The organism is Apibacter sp., from assembly GCF_025291155.1.
Taxonomy (GTDB): Bacteria; Bacteroidota; Bacteroidia; order Flavobacteriales; family Weeksellaceae; genus Apibacter.
In genome coordinates this window covers 1-21810 of record NZ_JAMBJZ010000026.1, presented here as the reverse complement: position 1 = coordinate 21810, position 21810 = coordinate 1, and the positions used below count along the sequence as shown (strand labels likewise).

16 protein-coding genes are annotated in these 21810 nt (G+C 29.9%); 7 read left to right on the top strand and 9 right to left on the bottom strand.

Annotation, left to right across the window (positions count from 1 at the left end):
- Nucleotides 1-1638 (bottom strand): TonB-dependent receptor plug domain-containing protein (locus M3Z80_RS04250; protein WP_293917875.1); only part of this gene is annotated, 1638 nt, incomplete at its 3' end.
- Nucleotides 1639-1732: 94 nt separating this feature from the next.
- On the opposite strand from M3Z80_RS04250, the gene M3Z80_RS04245 reads away from it, so the two are divergent.
- Nucleotides 1733-3220 (top strand): aminotransferase-like domain-containing protein, encoded by a 1488-nt coding sequence (locus M3Z80_RS04245; protein WP_293917873.1) that lies wholly within the window; start codon nt 1733-1735, stop codon nt 3218-3220.
- A 102-nt stretch (nt 3221-3322) separates the two neighbouring features.
- Here M3Z80_RS04245 and araJ read toward each other — a convergent pair whose 3' ends face one another.
- Nucleotides 3323-4474, bottom strand: coding sequence for an MFS transporter AraJ (gene araJ, locus M3Z80_RS04240; protein ID WP_293917872.1), 1152 nt, complete (start codon nt 4472-4474; stop codon nt 3323-3325).
- A 413-nt stretch (nt 4475-4887) separates the two neighbouring features.
- Here araJ and M3Z80_RS04235 point away from each other — a divergent pair, with 413 nt between their 5' ends.
- Entirely contained in the window at nt 4888-5745 is an 858-nt protein-coding gene (locus M3Z80_RS04235; RefSeq protein WP_293917871.1) for an aldo/keto reductase, read from the top strand.
- 352 nt (nt 5746-6097) lie between these two features.
- Nucleotides 6098-7234: a glycosyltransferase family 4 protein gene (locus M3Z80_RS04230; protein WP_293917869.1), complete on the top strand. Its 1137-nt coding sequence runs from the start codon at nt 6098-6100 to the stop codon at nt 7232-7234.
- On the opposite strand, the gene M3Z80_RS04225 is transcribed toward M3Z80_RS04230, so the two are convergent.
- The 7 genes from M3Z80_RS04225 to M3Z80_RS04195 all read right to left on the bottom strand — a co-directional run bounded on the left by M3Z80_RS04225 (nt 7231) and on the right by M3Z80_RS04195 (nt 17471).
- A complete protein-coding gene (locus M3Z80_RS04225) occupies nt 7231-8262 on the bottom strand; it encodes an FAD:protein FMN transferase (RefSeq protein ID WP_293917867.1) in 1032 nt (343 codons plus the stop codon). The genes M3Z80_RS04230 and M3Z80_RS04225 overlap by 4 nt on opposite strands.
- Nucleotides 8263-8281: 19 nt before the next feature.
- Nucleotides 8282-10480 carry a PepSY domain-containing protein gene (locus M3Z80_RS04220; protein WP_293917865.1) on the bottom strand — a complete coding sequence of 733 codons (2199 nt, stop codon included), beginning with the start codon at nt 10478-10480 and terminating at the stop codon, nt 8282-8284.
- A gap of 4 nt (nt 10481-10484) precedes the next feature.
- Nucleotides 10485-10967, bottom strand: coding sequence for a DUF2271 domain-containing protein (locus M3Z80_RS04215; protein WP_293917864.1), 483 nt, complete (start codon nt 10965-10967; stop codon nt 10485-10487).
- A 6-nt stretch (nt 10968-10973) separates the two neighbouring features.
- Nucleotides 10974-12443: an ankyrin repeat domain-containing protein gene (locus M3Z80_RS04210; protein WP_293917862.1), complete on the bottom strand. Its 1470-nt coding sequence runs from the start codon at nt 12441-12443 to the stop codon at nt 10974-10976.
- Between the two features lie 139 nt (nt 12444-12582).
- Entirely contained in the window at nt 12583-13815 is a 1233-nt protein-coding gene (locus tag M3Z80_RS04205; RefSeq protein WP_293917860.1) for a DUF4374 domain-containing protein, read from the bottom strand.
- Nucleotides 13816-13848: 33 nt separating this feature from the next.
- Entirely contained in the window at nt 13849-15078 is a 1230-nt protein-coding gene (locus tag M3Z80_RS04200; protein ID WP_293917858.1) for a DUF4374 domain-containing protein, read from the bottom strand.
- Nucleotides 15075-17471 carry a TonB-dependent receptor gene (locus M3Z80_RS04195; protein WP_293917857.1) on the bottom strand — a complete coding sequence of 799 codons (2397 nt, stop codon included), beginning with the start codon at nt 17469-17471 and terminating at the stop codon, nt 15075-15077. The genes M3Z80_RS04200 and M3Z80_RS04195 overlap by 4 nt, the downstream gene beginning before the upstream one ends.
- Before the next feature lie 137 nt (nt 17472-17608).
- Here M3Z80_RS04195 and M3Z80_RS04190 point away from each other — a divergent pair, with 137 nt between their 5' ends.
- From M3Z80_RS04190 to M3Z80_RS04175, 4 genes are all read left to right on the top strand, one after another.
- Nucleotides 17609-18598, top strand: a complete 990-nt coding sequence (locus tag M3Z80_RS04190; protein WP_293917855.1) for a helix-turn-helix transcriptional regulator — start codon at nt 17609-17611, stop codon at nt 18596-18598.
- Between the two features lie 206 nt (nt 18599-18804).
- The gene (gene serS / locus M3Z80_RS04185; protein ID WP_293917853.1) at nt 18805-20073 is read left to right on the top strand and encodes a serine--tRNA ligase; all 1269 of its coding nucleotides are present in this window, start codon (nt 18805-18807) and stop codon (nt 20071-20073) included.
- 10 nt (nt 20074-20083) lie between these two features.
- Complete coding sequence (locus tag M3Z80_RS04180; protein WP_293917851.1) at nt 20084-20503, top strand: SufE family protein; 420 nt, start codon at nt 20084-20086, stop codon at nt 20501-20503.
- 10 nt (nt 20504-20513) lie between these two features.
- Nucleotides 20514-21518 carry a glycosyltransferase family 9 protein gene (locus tag M3Z80_RS04175; RefSeq protein ID WP_293917850.1) on the top strand — a complete coding sequence of 335 codons (1005 nt, stop codon included), beginning with the start codon at nt 20514-20516 and terminating at the stop codon, nt 21516-21518.
- Nucleotides 21519-21810: the final 292 nt, after the last annotated feature.

Below are 21810 nucleotides of genomic sequence, written 5' to 3'. Positions count from 1 at the left end.
ATTAACTCTATCATTGTATCTGTAAATGATTTGATTCGATATATTTTTAAACATCTTGTGTTCTAACTGAACAACAAGCTGATGCCTTAAGTTATCCAAGGAAAACCTAGAATAAGTTCGAGATGATTTTTTCATCTCATTATCCAGATAGGTATATCCTAAATTAAAAGATTTAAAGATTGAGGCTGTAAAATGATAATTAAAATCTATTTCCAGCCCATTTGTATCTATTCGAGTAATATTTTCAGGTTTCCATCTATCTTCTTCGTGCTCTTTTGTCCAATCGATACTTTTTCTCGATTCTCGTCTAAATAGGCTTATTGTTGTTTTGCAATTATCTTGAATGAATCGATACCCTAGTTCGTAAGAAAGTGCATTTTCCGGTTTTAAATTTGAATTACCTTCATTAATAGGATCAGAATAATTTAAATCCGTATAAGTTGGTACTCTATATGTTTTACCAACATTCACAAATAGTTTATTATGTTTATTTATACTATATCCGACATCTATACCCGGATACCAAAAATTACCAAAATCTGAATAATCAGCAAAGCTAATTCCCGGGGTTATATCCAATTTATCTTCTAAAAAAATAAATCGATGCTCAAAGAAAATAGAACTAACTGTACGTTGATTATTGCCCAAATTATTAGAGGATAGATATTCTTTTCTAAAATCTCCTCCTAAGGCTGTAACCCCTAATGAAGAATTATAATTAGCATTGGCTTCCAGCCCTGCATTATTACCGATATGAAGATTCCTATATTTTAAAGGATTATTTCTATCAAATATATATTTGTCTTGTGAACGTCTCCAATATGCATTCGATTCCAGTTTAATCTTTCCAAATTTTTGTTTCCAACCGATATTTACTAATGAAGTTTGAATGGCTTCGTATTGATCTTTAGCGGAGGGTGATGAATAAAAACCGTTGGCACCGAATTTTTTATCCATATATCCTCCCTGTATTCTTATTTCACCTTTTTTCAACTTATATAGGTTCTGATACCATACATTTTTTACTTGATAATCCGTATTATACCGATATCCGTCGGATTGCGAAGTCTCAGCCTGTAAGAATTGGGAAAATTTTCCCCCGGATAGGTTTATTGCCGTACTTAAAGAATACGTATCAAAATCACCCGCGGTTGCTGAAGCTGTTATATCATCCTTACCAGATGGGCGCGTGACGATATTTATAGCTCCGGCATACGCATTTTGTCCAAAACGACGAGCTGAAGGTCCTTTAACTATTTCTATTCTTTCAATGGAGGCTAAATCTATTGGAATATTCATGGAATTATGTCCTGTCTGGCTATCGTTCATTCTTACCCCATTTATTAAAATAAGTACTTGCTCGAATGAGCTTCCTCTTATACTTATATCAGCTTGTACTCCGTGTGCCCCCCTTTGTCTGATATCGACTCCTGAATAATATGAAAGTACTTCTTCAATACTGGAAGCCGGCATAGAAGCAATTTCTTCTCTACTAATTATCTGCACGTTCTGTGAAGTTTTATAAAAGGGTAAAGAGAGAGTTTTCCCTTCTATAACAACTTCCCCTAAATCTTTATGGTTTTGTGCAGCTAATATAAAAGTTATAGATAAAGCTACATTCGATAGCAGTAGTTTCATATAATATATAATTTGATTAAAAACAATTTATAATTGAAATTTAGAGCAAAAGTACTATCTTTCCGGATGATTCAACTATACCAGTTTTAGTATTATGGCTAGTCCGGTTATTACTCACTATCTTAGTTTTATACAAATAGATCGAAATTCAACTATTTCTGTATATCTGCAAATTACGACTCAGATGATTAATGCCATCCAAAGAGGATATCTACCTAAAGGAACTCGTCTTCCGGGAACCCGTATCTTAGGAAATTTGCTTCAGGTAAATCGTAATACTATCGTTAAGGTATACGAAGAATTGGAAGCGCAAGGTTGGATTGAAGTATTTCCTAATAAGGGTAGTTTTATCATACAAAAATCTAATGATACTAATAAAAAAATTAAACAGGTATCTACAGACTATTTAACGCAATATCCTTCTAAAACAGGATTTTCTTATAAAATATCAAATTTATTGGATAATCCTTTTGAATCTTCAACTTGTTCTTTAGCACTGAATGATGGAATACCTGATACTCGTTTATTGCAGATACACTTGCTTTCAAGTTTATATTCTTCCAACTTAAAAAGAAAAAGATTTCATAAAAAAGGAGATGATTCTTTCATTGACCACAGTGAATATTTTAAAAATAATTTATCTAATTTTCTGAATCTAACGCGAGGGCTGCATATTTCAAAAAATAATCTTCTTATCACCCGCAGTATTGAAATGGGAGTCTATATTGCCGCCGAACTTCTTATTTCTCCTAAAGATGTTGTATTAGTTGGAGAACTAAGTTTTTTTGTCACAAATATGATATTACAAAAGGTAGGAGCAGAAATTGTAACCATACCGGTAGATGAGGAAGGAATTTCTTCCGAAGCTGTAAAAAAACTTTGCGAACAAAGAAAAATTCGTATGCTTTATATAACCCCACACCATCATTACCCAACTACGGTTCCTTTAAGTGCGGGTCGGCGATTAGAATTATTGGAACTTTCCCAACTTTATGGTTTTATAATTTTGGAAGATGACTATGATTACGATTTTCATTACGAAAATAATCGTCTGCTCCCTCTTGCCAGCGCTGATACATCGGGCATGGTCGTATATATAGGTTCATTTGGAAGATCACTTGCCCCTGGATTTCGTATGGGCTTTGTCATAGCTCCCGAAAATCTTATTTCTGAAATGCAAAAATTTTCCAGTATGCTTGACAGACAAGGCGATATTTTTATGGAATACGCATTAGGTGAACTTATTGAAGAAGGAGAGATACACAGACATTTAAGAAAAACTTCAGCCGTTTATAAAGAAAGAAGAGATTATTTAGGATCTTTATTAAAAAATCAATTGAATGAATATGTAAATTTTACACTTCCTTCTGGTGGATTAGCCATATGGACTCAATGGAATTCGTCTATAAATCTAATGAAATTAAGGGAAATCTGTTTAAAACAGGATCTTTTTATTCCTAAATCTTTACTTTATCAGAACAAAAAAATCTCTGCCATGAGATTTGGGTTTGGAAATTTCACAATCGAAGAATTGAAAAAAATAATTGAAATAATTAAATATTCCTTACAAATTTTAGAATAGGAATATTTCGCAGATAAAAGGCAAATAAAATATTTTCTTATTTTTTACTATTACCTTTCACCAACTTTTTGGAATAAAATTTAACCCTCATTTTTATGTTTTTTATTCTACTTGTGATCTAAACTTAGTATAGTACAAAAAAATCAGAAATCCTATGCCTGTTAATATTACACCGGGTAAGGCACTATATTCATAGGGATAATGTTGACTTATGGGAATACCTCCTAAAAAAGCACCCAATGCATTTCCTATATTAAAAGAAACTTGAGCCATAGCTGATCCTAGCATCTCTCCTCCTTTAGAATTATGTAATAATAAAATCTGTTGAGGAGCAGATACAGCAAATAAACAACCGGTGCATATAAACATAAGTGATAAAGAAATAAAATGAGAATTTACGAAAAAGAAAAATAACAATAAGGTTACCATTGCCAGCCCCTGAGTTGCAGTAGCTACTTTCTGGGGAGAATATTGGTCAGAAAATTTTCCACTTGCCATATTCCCAATTACCATTCCTAAACCGGCAAACATCATCACTCCTGTCATTGCTTCTTCTGAAAAACCTACAGATTGAGTCATAATCGGATTTATATAACTATACCAACAAAAAATTCCTCCATTTCCCAGAATAGTAGTCAATATGATAAGCCAAGGATTTATATTTTTCAAAAAATAAAATTGTTTTTTAAACCCCGTATAAGGAAGTGGCTTAAGTTCTGGAACAAATTTCCTAATTGATAGAAAAATTAAAACTCCAAGTATTGAAATTAAAAAATAGGTAATTTTCCACGAAAAATGATGACTCACAAAAGTACCTAACGGTACTCCTATTAAATTAGCAATAGTCATTCCTGAGATCATACCGGAAACTGCTGAGGTTCCTTTCCCTGGAGGAGCAAGTTTACTGGCAACAATGGATCCGACACCAAAATAAGCCCCATGAGGAAGTCCTGAAATAAATCGAAAGAACAAATTTAATTCATAATGTGTACATAAAGAAAAAAATAGATTTCCTACTATGAAAAGGAGAATTAAAAACAATAATATTCTTTTTAAAGGAAGCTTTCCGGCGATTAAAACAAGTAATGGCGCTCCTATTGCAACGCCAATAGCATAAGCAGAAATAAAATATCCTGCTTTTGGAATACTTATAGACATATTTTGGGCTATATCCGGAAGTATTCCCATCATACCAAACTCTGACATTCCTAATCCTAAGGTACCTAAGGCTAAAGCTATAGTAGATTTTTTCATCTATATCAACAAAATATAATGAACAAAATTATACGAAATAATTGCTTTGATTATATTTTTAAATAAAAAAATTAATTGTATATTTGAATTATATTTAATTTTGAAAATATAATTTGGAGTTTTATAGTAATAAAAAAATACATTAGCTGCTTTAAAAGAATCAATATTTAACGGTAATAGAGTAAAACAAGATATTACTAATAACAAATTAAGTAAAATAAGTAAAAAAAGAAATGAAATAAGGTTAAATTTTTTTATATTACTTATGGTTTTTTATCTAACAATGTATTAACTTAAAGACGATGAATATCCGCCTGTTGAAATGAGCTTTAGTGAATTAATGAAATATATCAAAAATTAAAGTAATAAGTTGGATAATTCCTAAATGTTTTTCAATTCTATAATAAAATATTATGAATATTACAGATATTTCTGGAACTACTACTTTATCTAATGGTGTTAAAATGCCTTATTTGGGATTAGGCGTATATAAAGCAGATGGAGGGCAGGAAGTTATCAATGCTATTCATGATGCTTTAGATGCGGGATATCGACATGTTGATACGGCCGCTTATTATTATAATGAAGAAGGTGTAGGTAAAGCTATAAAAACAGCTTCTATACCTAGAGAGGAAATTTTTGTTACCACAAAAATATGGTTTAGCCGACAAAAATACGAAGATACTTTCAAAGCTTTCGAAGAATCCATGGAAAAACTAGGTCTTGAATATTTGGATTTATATTTAATCCATTGGCCGCATCCTGATTATTATTTGGAGGCATGGAAAGCGATGGAAGAATTATATAAAGCTGGAAGAATACGTGCTATAGGATTATGTAATTCTTTACAACATCATATCCAGAAAATCATCGATTTAGGGCAGACGATGCCCATGGTTAACCAAATGGAATTTCATCCTAGCCTAGTTCAACAAGACCTACTCGATTTTTGTAAGAAAAATAAAATTCAGTATGAAGCATGGTCTCCATTAAAACGGGGTGCCTTATTCAACGATCCTTTACTTCTAGAAATAGCTAAAAAATATAATAAAAACGTCGCACAAATTATTATAAGATGGGATTTGCAAAAAGGAGTTGTTACCATTCCTAAAAGTACCAATAAGGATAGAATTATTTCTAATGCTAATGTTTTCGACTTTCATTTAAGTGATGAAGATATTAAGAGAATAGATTCTTTAGATTGTAACGACCGAACTGGTGCCCATCCTGACCATTTTTTAGAATATTTTGCAAAAAAAGGGATTAAATAAGCTAATTTTAAATCTTTTTTATTTCATACGATTTTACGATATCATATCTTTAGATATAAATTTTTCCATGAATGAATAATTAGTATATAATCTTAATTTAATGCCGAAACTTCCTGACATTTACTTATAAAAATATTATTAATATTTATGCACTTTGGTATCAAATAAAAGGTATTCGTGAACTTATAAAAAATATATTAGGTAAGCTTGTATATAATTATTTTCTGTGATATTTATTAAAACACTCAACTATATATTTATCCCTATTATATAATTTATAAATATAATTATACATTATTATTTTATATATTTGATCCAATTTAAAATATTTAAAATAGCAAGTGAAATTTTAATGAAAATTGCATATTGTATTGGTAACATTCATAATTCCGGAGGCATAGAACGTTTTATTTCTCTTAAATCAAACTATCTTGTTAATAAGGGCTATGAAGTACATATTGTGGTAATATATCCCTCCTCTGAAAAACCTTTCTTTCATTTTGATTCTCGTATTAAATTTCATTATTTAAATTTGGATTTTGAAAAGGAAAATGGAATAATAAAACATATTAATTTTAATAAAAATAAAAAAATTTTCCTCCAAACTATTGCTAAACTTTTTGAAGAAATTAAGCCGGATATAGCAATATCTACATTTTGCAAATACTCAAAGTATATTTATGAGCTCAAAGATGGAAGTAAAAAAATTATAGAACGTCATTTTGCAAAATATAAACGAGCACAATATTATTCAAAACTAGATAAATATTATCTGGGTAGAATTATCACTTATTTATATCGTAAAAAAGATTATGATATTGTTAAACATTTTGATCGTTTTGTAGTTTTAACCCATGAAGATAAAAAATCATGGGGTGAATATTTAACCAATCTTGAAGTTATCGAGAATCCACTTACCCTAATCCCGGAGAACTATGCTTCTCTTACTAATAAAAAAGTGATTAGTTTAGGTAGATTGAACCAACAAAAACAGTTCGATCATCTTATTGATATATGGAAAATAATAGCGCAAAAATATCCTGATTGGAAATTAGTAATTTATGGAAATGGAGAGAAAGAGAAGGAGCTTAAAAAAAAGATTAAGAGCCTAAATTTAGATTCCAGTATTAAAATTTATCCAGCGATTTCAGATATAAGCTCAGTTTTACTCGAAAGTTCAATTTACGTAATGACTTCCAAATATGAAGGTTTTCCATTGACATTGATTGAAACCATGTCTCATGGAGTCCCCCCGATTTCTTATAACTGTAAAAGCGGACCAAAAGAAATCATTTGTGATGGAATAGATGGATTGTTAGTTCCTTTCAATAATAAAGAAATTTTTGTCGAAAAAATTTCTTATTTAATTGAAAATGACAAAATTAGAAAACTTTTAGGAAGAGCTGCCTCTCAAAATGTACTTCGTTATTCACCCGATACAATTATGGAAAAATGGATAAACTTGTTTCAAAGTTTAGTCTGTACTTAAGATTTGGATGTTGGCTTTATTTCCGAATCGTATAATTCTATTTTTGTATTAAAATTTTTGGATTTTATTAATTCTCCTTCATCTGTAATAATAAGGCATCCATAATCTGGAAAATGATTGATCAGCTCTATGCCTTTTTGCGTTCCTAAAACCATAATAGAAGTACTGAACCCGTTTGCCATTTCGGTTTTAGGTCCTACAACACTAACACTCAAAATTCCTTTTACCGGATATCCGGTTCGGGGATCGATAATATGAGAATATCTTTTCCCTTCAAGTTCTACAAATTTTTCATATGATCCTGAAGTAGTGACGCATTCTTCTTTAAGGCTAAAAGCTCCAATAATATCTGAAGGGATGAAAGGGTTCACAATTCCAATTTTCCAATTTTCTCTATTCAGTCGGCTTCCCCATACGCTTATATCTCCTGAAGCATTGATGATTCCTGCTTTAACTTTTTTATATGCCAATACTTCTTTAGCCTTATCGGCAGCATACCCCTTACCTATCGATCCGAATCCGATTTTCATGCCGGGTAATTTTAAAAAAATGGTCGAATTTATGGTATCTAAGATAATATTTTTATATCCTATTTTTTTTATTGATTTTTTTATTTGACTCGGCGAAGGTACATGCTTCATGGAACCATCAAATTTCCAGATCTTATCTATTGCCGCAAAACTTATGTCAAAAGCACCATGGGTAATTTCTGATATATATATAGCCCTTCGTGTTAGCTCTAAAACTTCTCGATCGACTTTAACCGGTCGTCTTCCTGCATTTTGATTTACTTTTGATATTTGAGATTCCGATTTCCAATCGGAAATCAAATTATCAATACGAACAACCTCATCTATGGCCTGATCAATGTATTTTTCTGCTTGTAATGAATCTTCCGCAATTACTGTAAAATCAAAACGACACCCCATAAGGGTTGTTGTACGATGTCTTTGTACCTGAGTTTTACCCTCTGTTATAGATAAAATTAAAATATAAAATATTAGTATTATTTTCCAATTTTTACTCATATCAACCATACATCATATTTTAATAACAATCTGTTAAAATCTGTCCATTTTTTTTATAATCGGAACATTTTTTATTGGTTCTTTTAAAAAGTATATCGTCTAAAACTTCTTCCACGCTTACTTGCATTTGTAATGATCCACAAATCATGATAGCTCCGTTATTTTCAAGCAAATTAACCAAAAAATCATAATCTTTTCGCAATAAATCCATAACGTATTTGTTTTCAGAATTTGATGAAAAAGATAAGCTATATTTTTCTAGCTTATTTTTGTTTATTTGCTCTTCCAAAAAATCTTTATATCTTAGGACTATCTCCGTTTCCTGTCTGAAACCTCCATAAAGATAAATTTTCCTTTTTTTAACATTTTGGGAAATCATTCCTAAAAACGGTCCTATTCCTGTTCCATTTGCTATCATAACTACCTGAGTTGCTTTTATGGGAAAATGAAATGGAATATTGTTTATTATTCTTCCATAAATAAAATCTCCACTTATACTATTAATTAGGTACTCTGAAGCTAACCCGGATGGATAATATTTTATTGATAATTGTATCTCATTATCAATTTTGGCTATGGAATAATACCTCTCTCTTTTATCTTTACAGGGATATACAGCTAAAATATCACCTGAATTATATTTCCTTTTTCCAGGATTTAATTTAACAATAAAAGTGTCATTAGTATCTTTAGGTATATAGACCTCTTCTACTTTCATCTTTTTTATGTTCTTAGGGCGTTGACTATAATAGTGAGTGTCTGCATATAATTTTAACTCTGTTTTATTATTCCATTCCTTTATCCACTTTACAAAATCATCAGAAGATTGATCATTAACTGTATGCATTTCAATCAACTGTTGACTCCATGACTGTACTTTTATTTTTTCATTTACATTTTTTGCATACAAACAAAAGTCTTTATAAGATTTGGAACCAAATCCTATTACGCTAAATTTTATTGCTCGATTTTGCGGATATGCGTTTAAAAGAGATTCAAATTTTTGCGCATTGGAGGGAGCATCTCCTAATCCATACGTTGAGGTTAATATAAGTAGATATTCAGCATTTTGAAATAGCTGATATTTATTAAGCTCTGTTAGATGAGAAGTATAATTTTGCGACAATAATTGTTGATGTATTGCATTTGCATAGCTAAATGTGCTTCCATTTTCAGACCCTACCAAAATAATAATTTTACTTTCTGAAGCTTTATATTTATTTTTCAACTTAAATTTACTTCTTTTCAAAGTTATTGTGAAACCTGAACCTATAAAAAATAAAATAAATAAAGAAGAAACCAATAAGAATGTCGCCCAAATTATATTAGTTCTTCCGGTATGAAGATCTAAACTTACGTTTATTAACTTTTGTGATAATGGAAAATCTTTTTGTGAAACAATCGATCCCATAAATTGATCAACAGTTATTTCTCTATCTTTCAACTTTATAATGAAATATTCATCCGGATCGTCAGAAAAAGGAAATTCCACTTTTCTTATTTCTGAAAGCTTGATAGTTGAAAATAAAGGGATGTCTTTATAAGCGATATGTGTACTTTCATCACTTAATTTCGGCAGATTAAGAATAGTATTATATTCTTTTTTAGAAAAAAAATTAAATCTATCCAATGACAGATAACTTCCGGTTATAGAAATAATGAGTATGGGTATAAGCATCAATCGCCCAAATAGAGTGTGATAATACTGGGAAAAAGTAGCTTTTTTAATTTTTGAAAAGAAATTTTTGATATTTTTTTGTCTTCTAATAATAAGTATGCTTCCTGAACTAACTATTAAGAAAAGTAAAAATGCATTGATACCCACTAGTATTCGCCCGGTTTCATGTAAAAACAAGGATCTATGCAAGGAAGTTATCCAAAGAATAAATTGGCTCTTATCTTTAGGTTTTCCAAGCATTTCCCCAGTTTTAGGGTTGATATATACCTCTACGTCATCTCCAGATTTATCAATACCCCTTAATTTTACATAAGAGTTTTCAGAAACCTCCAATTCAGAAATTTCTTGAACTTTTGTTTGTAATGAAGATATTGTTTGGGCTAAGCTTACATGATTTAATCCATGAATACTATAAGAGGAAGATTTTTCTTTTATTGCATTAATAGCAAGTATGGATCCCGTTATGGAAGCCATACTTAAAAACACAAAAGATACTAATGCTAAAATTAAATGAGCATATCTCCAAATAGAAAGAGTCATTGAATTATTGAATCTTACTAAATCTCACATAATTAATATATCCGGTCCCTGAATTTTTTCCCGAAAGTGTTTGTGTAGTTAGGGGAATTTCCAAATCTTTCACATAATAATCTTGATCTTCCACAGCTGTTTCAAATCTAAGTTTATATCCTTTATCGATTTTGGAATCTTCTATTTCTAGAGTTGTTGTGCTTCTATCTCCTCCAGCTACCGATGCTCCTGTTTTAGCATCAACACTTTTCTTTTTTGAATAGAATTTATGCCACTCTTTTAATGTATTGTACCATCTTTGATCTTCTCCCATTATATATAATGTTTTTTCATACTGCCCTTTAGGAGAAATCAAGGATACCACAATATATGCTCCTTCTCCTATATAGTTGTTCATTTGAAGTAAGCATTTATATTTATGTGCTTGAGAGTAACCCATTATAGGTAGTAACATAAGAAGGAAACTGTATACTAGTAATTTTATATGTATTTTCATACGAGTTTATTTTAAAAAATCTACAGATATATTATTTTGAGTTAAAATTTTATTTTCTTTTGCTAAATCATAGGCTGTTTCGCCGAATTCCGTTTTTACATTTTTTTTAGCACCTAAAGATACTAGATATTTTAGAATCTGATCATCTTTGGCTACCATAGCTGCCCTTTGCAAAGGTGTAATACCTTCGTTATTTGCTATATTCACATCTACATTAAGATCAGAAAGCTTTTTTATTAAATTTAGATCGTTTTTTATTATAGCTAAATGATAAATGGTATTACCTTCCTCTTGTTTTAATCCGAAATTTACCCCTTTATTCTTTAACATATTTAAGTTTGAATCAAAATCTTTATTTCTTGGATGATAAGATTGAACAAGATAATACGCTAAATTATTTCCTTTATTATCTTTTTGATTGATATTGGCTCCTTTATTTAGAAGTAAAGATATCATTTCAGGAGTACTTGATTTAACCGCAAGCATTAATGCGCTTTCACCTTTGTTATTTGTATCATTTATATTCTTAACAAAAGGTAAAAATACTTCTGTATTTTTAGAATCTTTTCCAGAAGCACTAATCATAAAAGCAGTATTTCCATTTTTGTCTTTTTTTTGTGTATCTACTTTTTTGTTTATAAAATAGGTAATAATCTGCTGCTGATCAGGTTTATTAGCGAGAATATGAAGAACAGTTTGTTGATCTTCATTAGTAATTAGTGGATTAATTTTTAAATCATCGACCAGATATTGGAAAACTTCAATGGTATTTGCCGTCCTACGTGTTGCCTCAGCGGCCATAAATAAAGCATTATTTGTATATTTTACTCCCTTATCCTTTAGATTTTTCAACAAATCAACGTTACCTTTTTTGGTTGCATAATCAAATACAGTATTGCCTTTATCATCCGTATCGGAAAGAGAAAGTCCCTTGGACTGTAAAAAAGCTGTAAGCCGAAGATCGGAATCATACGGTATTGCTAACAGTAATATATTAGTACCGTTTTTATATTTTGTTTTAGGATTTACACCAGCGTTAAAAAAAAGTCGGTATATTTCTATATTAGTTTGTCCCGCATTTGCAGCAAATACTAGAGGAGTTAATCCATGAGAATCTTCAATATTTATGTCACTTTTTTTATCTATTAAATATTTAATTAATTCTGTATTTCCCTTAAACGCCGCCCAATGGAGATAAATTCTATTATCGTGAGTCAATTTATTTATTTCATTTCCCTTTTGCTTTATCAAATATTTAATAGTTTCCAATGGTGCTTCATTTAATATTGCAACCGAAACCGCATCGAACTTATTATCATTAAATTCTACTGGGCTATTACCTTTTTTAATTTCCGCTTCAACTATCTGTACATTAGGTTTATTCTTCCAAAAGTCATTATCCAATAAGGTATTATTCATTTGTGCATGCATCCAGGTAGATGCTATACATACTAAGGTTATAAGAATTCTTTTCATTTATTTATTTTTTTAGTAGAGGGTATAAATCTACATTTTTTTGCAATATTACTTAATATAGACTAAATAAAAATATAATAGTTTAAAGCAGTTGATAATTATCAACTGCTTTATTAAAATTTTAGTTAAGTAAAAGTACTTAATTTTCAAAGTATGTTACGGCTCTGATATGTTCTTTATCACTTGCAAGCTCAAATCCTTTTTTAGCAATTCCAGTCACCGGATCAATTTCATATATGGCTGAATTACCGCTTACTAGGTTTAACGGTAAATATATTTTACCTTTGTGTGCTAATGGCCATCCGTTACTAGATATTTGAATATAGTCCGGAATTCCATCAATCCATTTAAATTTCTTATTTTCCATTTTAACCACAGCAAAGCGAGTAGCGCTAGATGTGTTTCCTGAATCAGAAGTTTCATTATAGAATTCAATCAAATAATAATCTTGAGTAATAGGAAAAACTTTTCTAAATTTATATCCTCCTGCAGCAGTTTCTATATCAAAAAAATAGTCAGAATCAAATGTTATAGCCCCCTTATTTATTTTTAACGCACCGGCTTTTTTGGTAGTTTTATTTCCGGAACCTGCTCCAGAAAATACATAGATATTCCCTGATTGATCTGGCCAAATTTGCGAATATATAGCTCCTCTCCACTGACCTCCGGAAAAACTAATACGTGTATCTTGTATTACCGTTTTAATAGTAAAGTTATAATCCATAAAGGCTACAAATACATTATCTGAATTCGTATATTTAAAAGTAGCTGCAATTTCATTATTCCCTCTATCTGCAATTCCAGTTATGGATGGTTTTTTATCTTCAATCATATGGGATGCTAAATCTATAGGTTTATCAACTAGGGTCATATTATCTCCATTTCTTTCATAGATGTAACTATTATCATTATTAGATATTGCATAGATGTATTTTCCAAAATTGCCTGTTACTGAAAACCTTCCTGTTATAAATGGACTACCTTTTAATTCCTCAATCTTATTGTCTCCAGAAAGTTTAAATGCTCTTGACCCAGATTTTCCTTGTCCTAAATCTGAACCATTCGGATAAATGAATCCTACTAAATTATTAGAATTATTGACTACAATCTGTGTAAAAGAACTGGTAGTTTTTACAGAGTTAAGATTTCCTGATACACTATCTTTCCCCGAATCTAAATGATCTAGAGCTAAAAAATAGGTGCCTGTCCCTAACTTTCCACTACCAGGAGAGGCAGCAACTACAAACTTTCCTGTTTTTGTAGGACCGATAGTTTTAGCATTATTGTTATCATCATCACTGCTACATGATAAAGTCATATAACCGGCCAAAAAGCTTAAGAATACTCTTTGGAATACATTTGTTTTTTTCATACTATACTTTTATTTAAGAGTTTTTATTTTTTATTATTTTTTTAAGAGCGACAATCCTGTTATTCCTTCCGATTCAACTACCAAGCCTCGTTTTGCGGAAGTAGTTTTCGGATCGATTACATACACAGTTGGTTGCTCATTAGTTGTAGTTACCGGCAAATAAATTTTCCCTTCACAGCTTAATGGCCATCCGGTAGCCGTGATTTGATCCTTTGAAGGAAAGCCTGCTCTTAACCAGTTAAAGGTTTTTGTACTCATTTTTAGAATTGCATATTGAGAGGCAGAACTTATAATTGAATAATCTAAATCATTATAAAACTCTAAAAGGAAATAATCTTCAGTTATATGGAAAACTTTTCGAAATCTATACCCACCTGATGCCTGTTCAATGTTATAATAGTAATCTTTATCAAATGAGGTACTTCCTTTTTTAATACATAAAGCTCCAGCCGGTTTTGTCGTTGCACTTTCAAAAGAACCTGAAAAAACATATACGTTTCCGGAATCATCTTTACCCATTTGAGAATACATAGCGGATCGCCATCTACCGGAAGAATAACTGATTCTATCATCTGAATAAATTCGTTTGACATTCAAATCTTCATCTAATGCCAATACGTATACTTTATCCGGCTCATTAGGAGTAACTACAGCAGTAAGAAATTCTCCATTCCCAATATCCACAATACCACTTATGGTTGGATTATAACCATTGCCAACAATATTATTTGTATGTAATGTCTTTTGTTTGATAGATAAATCATTTCCTTTTTGTTCAATAAAACTGAATATGGCTCCGGTTGTTCCATCTGCTAAAGCTTGCGAACCTCTTGCAGCAATCATATAATCTCCAAAGTTCCCTACAGTATTATAGCTATTTACCTGAAATCCCATATCTCCATCTCCTTTCAATTTTTGTATCTTGCCATTTTGTCCAAGAATGAAGCAATATCCAACATAAGCTCCTCCTTGTCCATATACAAGTCCTACTAAAGACTTATAATTATTATTTATAAAATGAGTAAATACTCTCCCAACCTCTAACCCATTTCTGGACATAGTTGTTGTACCAGTATCTAAATGATCTGATGCCAACATATAGCTTGAACTCCCCATGGTAGCTGCTATTACAAATTTTTGAGTAGCATCATCATATCCGTTATTGTCAAAATCATTTACATTGTCATCACTTCCACAGCCTATTATAAATGTGGAAATAGTTATTAGTAAAAAAAATTTCGTTGTAAAAAATAGATCTCTCATATTGATTTTTTAGATTTTTTTTGTAATTGATAAAATAAATACCTTAATTTGATATAATAAGCTCTTCCTGGCTTCTGTAAGCTATAATTATCATAAAGAAATTCATTGGTTAAATTCTTTAGTTCAAATGAAACATTAAATGCTCCTTTATTGAAAGTATAGTTTATGATTATATCATGAGATAATTGCCCGGGTAAAGTATATTTTGATTTTTTTGTTCCTAAACTTTCCCAGTTGAGATAAAATTTCTCTATAAAGTTAAATGTGTACCCAATACTTAAGTTATTCCCTTTATGTACGATATTATTGATGTAATAAGCTGCATCAACATTTCCGAAAAAATAAGGAACATTAGGAATTCTGTCATTATAGGTAATATCTTTTCTATTTCCACTTATTGAGGAATAACGTTCTTTATTTCTTATATCTTGATAAGTTATATTTCCTCCAATCATATACTTATTTTTATAATAAAATTTAACCTCTGCATCTACTCCTATATTTCGCACTTTTCCATGGTTTACATAGGTTGCCGTTCCATAATGTTGCTCAATGATTCGCCGGATATAGTCTCGAGTATCTCTGTAATATCCATTTATATCAAAATATATAGCATTGGAATTTTTAAATTCTTTGTTGAGTATCATTCCAATATTATAGTTCATTGAATTTTCTGCTTTTAAAACTGAATTACCCATCTCTAATACTTCATCTCCAAAGAGCTCATTATCTGTTGGTAACCGATACGCTTTTTCAAAAGATCCTTTTAGCTGATAATCTTTTAAAAAATATGTAAATGCAATTCCATATCCAGTGATATTAAACTTTTCTGTGTTTTCAACGTATTTTGAACCGTTTGTTACAGTAGAAATATTTTTAGGCCCCTTTACTTTTTCATAATAATATTTCCCAAAAGCAATCGCATTCCATATATTTCGATAATTAAATTTATATGATCCCGCCAAAATATTTTTTAGATTGGTTCTACGCATTGTGTCTTTTACAGAGCCTATTTCTACTATGGAAACCCGATCAGATTTTTTTCTTTTAAAATCTGTTATAACATCATTAATTGAAAAAGAATGCATTTCATTCCACTTATAGCTTAGATTAGCTGTAGCAGAATAATTATCATTGAAAAATTTTGAAAGTGAATAAATTCCTTCTCCCTTAGTTTTTTTTGGTACATAATCTCCAAACCAATTATATTGTCTCGCTGCCGTATCTGTATTTTTATTATAATTTCGATTATAGTTACCCGTCAGTTTGAAGTTTAATTTTTTAATTAAAAAATTATTCTTCTCATAAACCAAAGAAGGCATAACAGTCGTTCCCATTCTTTTTTTCAAACCATACACAATTTCCATCAAATTAGCATTTTGTATATCGGCATATTCTTCTCCTAATGTAATTCCGATTAAAAATCGATCTGCCCAACTTTTTTTAACAAACCCTAATTTTAAGATACCTGTCTCGTTGTGATATTTACCATGAAATCTTTTTACCCAAAATTTTTCTGATGAAAAAACATTTGTTTTTAAATCTAATACAGAGGTTTTGACTTTATAATTGTTATCTGAATAGTTTTGAAAAGCGTTTAATTGAATTGTAAATCCGGAGTTTGTTGTATGACCGAAATTAATATTGGTTTTATAGGTATTAAAAGAACCAGATGAATAGGATAAATCCATGTAGGTATTTGCGCTTTGTGCTGTTACAATATTAATTACTCCTCCAATGGCATCTGTACCAAATTCAATAGGAACCACCCCTTTATATATTTCAATGCGATCCGCAATATTTACAGGAATATTATTTAATTGAAAAGCTGTTCCAAATCCCTGCATAGGGACACCATCCATAAATAATTTTACATGTTTACCTGTAAAACCATTTAATGAGATAGACATGTCTGAACCTACTCCTCCCGATTCCCTTATTTTGACTCCTGGAGCTTTTTCAAGCATATGCGCCAAATCCAATGAACTATTATAAAATGATTTAGCATCTAATACAGTGACACTAAAAGGAATTTCTTTTGTTTTTTGGATAGCTGTTTTCCCTTTAATTATTACATCTTCAATATCTTTATATTGTATAGTTTTAAGTTCAATTACAATATTTTTATTCTCTTCTTTTTTTATGCTAATATTAAGACGCTGATTTTCATACTCATCTTTTGAAAAAATGAGAAAATAATTCCCTTCAGGTAAAAAAAGTTTAAAATATCCATTTTGATCTGTTTTAATAGCATAGTCGGTACCTTCAACTTCGACTTTTATTTCCTTTAGAGGAATATTATGTGATTTAACTTTTCCCTCTATTATTCCAAACTGTGCATATAAATGATCTGAAAATGAACAAATAATTAAAATAGTTATCAATAATTTCATGGAGTAGTAAGTTATATCTCTCAAATATTTTTTATTTCTTATCTTTGTTTAGACTAAATAAAGATTATTGGCAAAAGTAAAATTAAATAACATATAATAATACCATATTTGGTACAAAAAATAACATAAATAGTATAATGCGTATTTATTCTGAAATAGATAAGAAATTCTCGTTAAAACTGGAAATTCAAGATGAGTTGAATATTAATTTTCCTATTACTATAAACCAAAATTATATTGAAACAAATTGTGCTAGTGGACTGCAGAAAGTTATACATACCAGTGGATTTTGTATAATTTTTCAAAATTTTACTGTATTAAACAATTTCGCAAATTCGTTGTCTATAGAAAAAGACTATATACAATTATCATTATTATTAAAAGGTAAAGTACAAATAATTAAGCCTTTAACTAAAACTATAAAAGATATTCAATCAGGTTTTTTACAATTAGCTTTTAAAAATAAAGATAATATAGATATAAAGGTGTTTAGTCAAAAAAAGACCATAAACTATACAAGAATCTTTATTTCAAAATCATTTATTTTATCTATATTTAAAAATGAAAAATGGTTTTCAGAAACTATATTATATAGGAAAATAAAATCCGATAATTATATAAATTTTGGTGAAATATTTTTACCTGTTAATTTTAATATCGTAAATATATTAAGTGAAATAGTTAAAAATTCAGAAATTGGAGTATTGGGTCACAGCTATTATCATATTAAATTCAAAGAATTATTTTTATTAATTTTAACAGAATTATCTACAAAGTATAAGGTGGTTAATCTTATAAAAAAAGAAGATTTAGATAAGATTAATATGGCTGAAGCTTATCTAAATACTCATTATGAAGAGCCTCCGACAATTAAGCAACTTTCTAAAATTATTCATTTAAATGAATTGAAACTCAAAACTGGCTTTAAAATTCTAAATAAATGTACTATTCATGATTATATAACAAACGTGCGTATGAAACATGCTCATCAAATGCTGTATAATAAATATCCTATAAACGAAATAGCTTTAGCGGTTGGGTATAAAAGTTCTTCTCATTTTATAACTTCTTTTAAAAAATTTTATGGAAAAACACCTAAACAATATATTATGGAACAATTGCCCTAAGTATTTTTTTACTTTTTTTATTAAAAATACAACTTTAATTATTTATTCATCAATCGCTACTAAAAAGTCATAAAATTTCATAAGCACATGGTGACATTCATCTCTTAAATTTAATTTCTACACACATATTTATTATCCCATTTTTAATCTCTATTAAATATTTATTTTTTTACACTAAATTTGCCTTTTAAAGATTTACATTAATTATGTTACAAGTTGCATTTATTAAAGATAATAAAGAAAAGGTCTTAGCTGGATTAAAGAAAAGAAATTTTAGCAAATTAGAACTTATCGATGAAATTCTTTCACTAGATGAATCAAGAAAAAAAATCCAATTTGATTTAGATTCACAACTTTCGGAAATGAATAAAATTTCAAAAGATATAGGAATTTTAATTAAAGACGGAAAAAAAGACGAAGCTGAACAAGCAAAATCTATGACCCTTTCTTTGAAGGAATCCACAAAAAAATTGCAACAAAATTTATCTGACACGGAAGAGAAATTAAAATTTGTTTTATATGAAGTTCCGAATATTCCAAACGATTTGGTTCCTGCCGGAATTAATGAAGAAGATAACTTAGAAGTGTTTAGACATTCGGCTAATGAAAATATTGACACTAATGCTTTACCTCATTGGGATCTTACCAAAAAATACGATCTAATTGATTTCGAACTGGGAGTCAAAATAACTGGAGCAGGCTTTCCCGTGTATAAAGGAAAAGGAGCAAGATTGCAGCGCTCTCTAATACAGTTTTTTTTAGATAAAAATGCTGAAGCCGGTTACACAGAAATTGTTCCTCCCTTCGTTGTCAATGAAGCATCGGGATATGGAACGGGGCAACTACCAGATAAAGAAGGACAGATGTATTACATTAATGAAGATGGACTTTATTTAATTCCAACTTCTGAAGTTCCTGTAACCAATATTTATAGAGATGTACTTCTAAACGAAAATCAATTGCCTATAAAATTAACTGCTTATTCTCCATGCTTTAGAAGAGAAGCTGGATCTTATGGTAAAGAGGTAAGAGGACTCAATAGATTACATCAGTTTGAAAAAGTTGAAATCGTTCGAATTGAAAAATCTGAAAATTCATATCAGGCTTTGGAAGAAATGGTTACTCATATAAAATCTCTATTAGAATCGTTACAGTTAACTTATCGTATATTACGATTGTGCGGAGGAGATTTAGGGTTCACATCAGCCATTACCTATGATTTTGAAGTATGGTCAGCGGCACAACAAAGATGGCTAGAGGTTAGTTCTGTTTCAAATTTCGAGACTTTTCAAGCTAATCGTTTAAAACTACGTTATAAATCAGAAGGTAAAAATAAACTTTGCCATACGCTAAACGGTTCTTCTCTAGCTTTGCCAAGGGTTTTAGCTGCTTTGCTTGAAAATCATCAAACAAGTGAGGGCATTACCATACCAAAGGCATTGGTTCCCTATACAGGTTTTGATCAAATAATTTAATTTTTTTAGCATGACTATTTCGGAGATACAACAAGAATTAATAAATGAATTTAATTTATTTGATACCTGGGAACAGCGGTATGAGTATGTTATTGAATTAGGTAAATCTCTGCCGAAAATGTCTGAAAAAATCAAAACAGAAGATAAATTGATTAAAGGCTGCCAATCTCAAGTTTGGCTGGATGCTAGAATGGAAAATGGTAAATTGTTTTTTGAAGCTGATTCTGATGCTATTTTACCGAAAGGAATAGCTGCTATTTTAGTGCGTATTTATTCGGGCCAGCGATTTGAGGACATATTAAAATCTGATGAAAATTTTATCGAGAAAATTGGTCTGCAAGAATTCTTATCTCCTACACGTGCAAATGGACTATTGGCAATGATCAAACAAATAAAATATTACGCAATTGCTTACTCTGCAAAAAAATAATTAGATAAAAGTGAGTAAGATTAAAGAAAAAATTTTAGTCTTTCGTTTTTCTGCAATGGGAGATGTCGCAATGACCGTACCCATTATAAGGGAATTTGTAGAGCAAAATAAGGAAGTAGAATTATTGATTGTTACTCGTCATTTTTTTTCGCCCTTTTTTCAATCAATTCCAAATACAACCATTATAGGAGTTGACATTGAAAACTATAATGGAATTGTAGGACTAAAAAAGCTCGCTGATGAGCTAAAAGAGTATAAGCCTACAATGATAGCAGATTTACACAATGTACTTAGAACTAGATTTTTAAAGCTATTTTTATATAAATATGTAAAAAAAATAGCTACTTTAGATAAAAATCGAAAAGAAAGAAAATTATTGACGCGTAAAAAAAATAAAAAACTATTTCCATTACGCCCTGTATCTGAATGTTATGCCGATGTTTTTAGAAAATTAGGATTCCATTTACAATTATCTCATAAACTTACTACTAGTCCAATCAAAAAAGAAAACTCTATCGGAATTGCTCCTTTCGCTAATTATAAAGAAAAAATGCTTCCTCTAAATAAGATGAAGGAAATATGTGTAAATTTAGCAAAAGAAAATTATCATATTTTTTTATTTGGAGGTGGAAAGGAAGAATCGGAAATTCTTGATTCATGGCAAAAATTACACCCTAACATACATTCCCTATCGGGCAAAATCACCTTAAAAGAGCAAATGAATTGTATTAGTCAATTGCCTGTAATGGTAACTATGGATTCCGCTAATATGCATATTGCTTCTCTTGTAGGAACAAAAGTTATTTCCATATGGGGTGCAACGCATCCTTTTGCCGGTTTTTTAGGTTACGGCCAGGAACAAAAAGATATCATACAAAATAATGATCTTGCTTGTAGACCTTGCTCAATTTTTGGAAATAAGACATGCTATAGAAAAGATTGGGCTTGTACAAGAAATTTAGACAATTTTGATATTTTAAACAAAATAAAAGATCAAATCATGATAAAAAATTAATTCTATTTTTTAATATTTATTCTTCGACTTTTTAAATGTAAAGGCATTTATATTTTATCATTGATAAAGATCTTACAATTGTATCTCTTATATCCAGCCCTCGTAAAATAAACACATTAACAATATAAAAGATAAGCAAATAGCATCAGAAATTTATTTTATACAAAATAAATTCTCATTTTTATACAAATTTTCTTTTTTTTTAAACATAAAAGAATTTGATTGTACAAAAAATTCGTATTTTTGCCGTAATAATTTAAAGTACAATGAAGGAAGTTCAATTTAGACAGGC